General features: G+C 73.1%; 3 protein-coding genes. 1 reads left to right on the top strand and 2 read right to left on the bottom strand.

The window, feature by feature from the left end; all coding sequences use genetic code 11:
- The coding region (gene gltX / locus Q0588_RS02695) for a glutamate--tRNA ligase (protein WP_298743527.1) at nt 1-809 on the bottom strand (809 nt) is incomplete at its 3' end.
- On the opposite strand from gltX, the gene Q0588_RS02690 reads away from it, so the two are divergent.
- Nucleotides 808-2,976, top strand: coding sequence for a ComEC/Rec2 family competence protein (locus Q0588_RS02690; protein WP_298743525.1), 2,169 nt, complete (start codon nt 808-810; stop codon nt 2,974-2,976). The genes gltX and Q0588_RS02690 overlap by 2 nt on opposite strands.
- Here the strand turns inward: Q0588_RS02690 and lexA are convergent.
- A partial coding sequence (lexA, locus tag Q0588_RS02685) for a transcriptional repressor LexA (RefSeq protein ID WP_298743523.1) occupies nt 2,957-3,351 on the bottom strand: 395 nt, incomplete at its 5' end. The two genes, Q0588_RS02690 and lexA, sit on opposite strands and share 20 nt — an antisense overlap.

Genomic DNA, 3,351 nt, shown 5'->3' with positions numbered 1-3,351 from the left:
TAGTTGCGCATGGCCTCGGGCAGATAGCCCATCTCGGCGTATTCGTGCACCGCCTGGGCCCCGTGCCGCTTCGACAGCTTGGCGCCGTCCGGCCCGTGGATCAGCGGGATGTGGGCGAAGACCGGGCGGGGCCAGCCGAGGGCGTCGTAGATCAGGCTCTGCCGGGCGGCGTTGTTCAGGTGATCGTCGCCGCGGATCACGTGCGTCACGCCCATGTCGTGGTCGTCGACCACCACGGCCAGATTATAGGTGGGGGCCCCGTCCGAGCGCAGGATGACGAGATCGTCGAGCGCGGCCGAGTCCCAGCGCACCGGCCCCTGGACCGCGTCCTCGACCACGACGGGAGCGTCGGCCGGGCGACGGAAGCGCACCGTATGGGGCCGGGACAGATCGTCGACGGTCGGGGGGCGGTCGCGCCACGGCGACTCGAAGGTCCGACCCTCGGCCCTGGCGGCGTCGCGCAGGGCCCCGGTCTCCTCGGCGGTCAGGAAGTCGCGGTAGGCATGGCCGGTCTCGAGCAGAATATTCGCCGCCTCGCGATGCCGGTCGGCGCGCGAAAACTGGAACACCGGCTCGTCGTCGGCGAACAGGCCCAGCCAGCTCAGTCCGTCGAAGATGGCTCCGACGGCCGCCTCGGTGGAGCGCTCGCGGTCCGTGTCCTCGACCCGGATCAGGAAGCGGCCGTCATGGTGTTTCGCGTACAGCCAGTTGAAAAGCGCCGTGCGAGCGCCGCCTATGTGCAGGAAGCCGGTCGGCGAGGGGGCGAAGCGGGTGACGACGGCGGGCGCGGAGGGGGGCGGGGAGGTCATGGCGGGCGTTATACCGCCCGTTCCGGTTCTGCCCAGCCTCGGCGCTCGGCTGGCCGGTTTTCTGCGCGCCCAGATCGCCGCCCAGACGCTGCGCTGGCGGCTGTGGGCCCCTGTGGCCCTGGGCGGGGGCTGCGCCGTCTTTTTTTCGTTGAAGGCCGAGCCGGCGGCGGGGCCGCTGCTGGCCGGCGCCGTGGCGGCGGCCGCGGCCTGGCTGGCGGCGCGGCGGATGGGGCTCGGCCGGCTCTGGACCCTGCCGTTGATGCTGCTGGCCTGTTTCGCCCTCGGCGTCGCCGTGGCCAAGCTGCGCACCGACGCGGTGACGGCCCCGATCGCGCCGTCCATGGCCCGGCCGACCGTGGTCGAAGGCTGGGTCGTCGATGTCGACAGCCCCGGGGCCGCCGGGCCGCGCGTGGTCATCGCCCCGGTCCGCGTCCGCGGCCTGGCGCCGCGGGACACGCCCGTGCGTCTGCGCGCCACCGTACGTGGAGCCGCGCCGGAGCCGGGCGAGCCGGTGCGGCTGTTCGCCATTCTCAACCCCCCGCCCGCGCCCGCCAGCCCCGGGGCCTACGACTTCGGCCGCACCGCCTTCTTCCAGGGCATGGGCGGGGTGGCCTTCGGTCTGGGGGCGGTGCGGCCGGCCGCGCTGCCCGCGCCGCCGTGGCGGTTGCGGCTGGAGATGTGGATCAATGCGGTGCGCTACGATCTGGCCAGACGGATCGTGGCGCGGCAGGGCGAGCGGGCCGGGGGCATCGCCGCCGCCATGACCACGGGGCACGAGGCCTGGCTCGATACGGCCGATGTCGAGGTGATGCGGGACTCGGGCCTGGCCCATATCCTGTCGATCTCTGGTCTGCATATGGCCGTGGTCGGCGGCTTCGCCTTCTTCCTCGTGCGCCTGCTGGTCGCCGCCTGGCCGTGGCTGGCCCTGCGCGTTCCGGGCAAGAAGGTGGCGGCCTGGGCGGGGCTGCTGGCGGTCGGGACCTATCTGGTGATCTCGGGCCATCCGCCCCCGGCCGAGCGGGCCGCCGTCACCGCCTCCATCGCCTTCCTCGCCATCCTGCTGGACCGGCAGGCCATCACCATGCACGCCCTGGCCGTCGCCGCCTTCGTCGTGCTGCTGCTGCAGCCCGAGGCCATCGTCACGCCCGGCTTCCAGATGTCGTTCGCGGCGACGGCGGCGCTGGTGGCGCTGGTCGAGGCGTGGCCGGTCCGGCCGCGCGAGATTTCCGCCCCCTGGCCGATCCTGCTGGTCCAGCGGGGCGGCGCCTGGGTCGGCGCGGCCGTCCTCGCCAGCCTGGTGGCGGGCGCGGCCACCGGGCCGTTCGCCATGCAGCATTTCAACCGCACCGCCATCTACGGCCTGGCCGCCAATCTGGCCACGGCGCCGGTGTCGGACTTCCTGATCATGCCGGCGCTGACGCTCGGCGCCCTGCTGGAGCCGCTCGGAGCGGGCGCGCCCCTGCTGTGGCTGGCGGCGCGGGGCATCGAACTGATGCTGGCCATCGGGACCTGGACGGCGGGCCTGCCCGGCGCGGTGCGGACAGTGGCCAGCGCGCCGGACTTCGTCCTGCCGATCGCCTTTCTCGGAGTGCTGTTCTGCTGCCTGTGGCGCGGGCCCTTACGTTGGCTTGGCCTGCCGTTCGCCGCGGCGGTGATGCTGTGGCCCCGCGCCCCGACCCCCGATCTGTGGATCGGCGACGGCGGGACCAATGCGGCCTGGGTCGAGGCGGGGGAGGCGGTCGTGGCCCGGCCCGGCGTGCGCCGGTTCGCCGTTGACGTCTGGTCCCGGCGGCGCGGCGTCGCGCCGGTCGAACGGCCGGACGCGGGCTGGACCTGCACCCGCTTCTCCTGTGCGCCGGAGACAGCAGACGCCGGACCGCTGGCCCTGTGGTGGGGCAAGGGCGCGCCATCGGTGGAACAGCTGGACGCCCTGTGCGCGGCGGCGCCGGTCGTTAGCGTCCGCGCCCCGGTCGCCGCCCTGCCGGCCTCATGCGGGGAACGTCTGGTGCTGGACGGCGTGGACTACGCCCGCGGCGGGGCGGTCGAGCTGTGGCGCGACGGACCGGCGGCGGACAATCTCTGGCGCGCCGTCTGGTCGGCGGAGGTGCGCGGCGACCGGCCGTGGAGCCGCACGGGAGACCCAAACGTCAGTGATAGCGGCGGATGAGTCCGACCAGCTTGCCCTGCACCTCGACCCGGTCAGGGCCGTAGATCTTGGTCTCGTAGTTCCGGTTGGCGGGTTCCAGGGCGATCGAACCGCCCTTCTTGCGCAGCCGCTTGAGGGTGGCTTCCTCGCCCTCGACCAGGGCCACGACGATCTCGCCCGAGGTGGCCGTGTCGACCGATTTGATGATCACCAGATCGCCATTGAGGATGCCCGCCTCGATCATCGAATCGCCCTCGATCTCGAGCAGATAGTGTTCGCCGGCGCCGAGCATGGCCTCGGGCACCGGATAGCGGGCCTGTTCGTGCTCGATGGCGGCGATCGGCGTGCCGGCGGCGATCTTGCCCATCAGCGACAGTTCGCGGGTGTCGTTGGCCG

This window comes from uncultured Brevundimonas sp. (assembly GCF_937870815.1).
In the GTDB taxonomy this organism is placed as follows: Bacteria; Pseudomonadota; Alphaproteobacteria; order Caulobacterales; family Caulobacteraceae; genus Brevundimonas.
Note: the sequence above shows the minus strand (reverse complement) of the source record. Positions and strands in the feature narration are given on the sequence as shown.

Excerpts from the sequence above, each read along its gene's own strand:
- Q0588_RS02690 (WP_298743525.1), top strand. The coding sequence starts at position 808 with ATGGCGGGCGTTATACCGCCCGTTCCGGTTCTGCCCAGCCTCGGCGCT.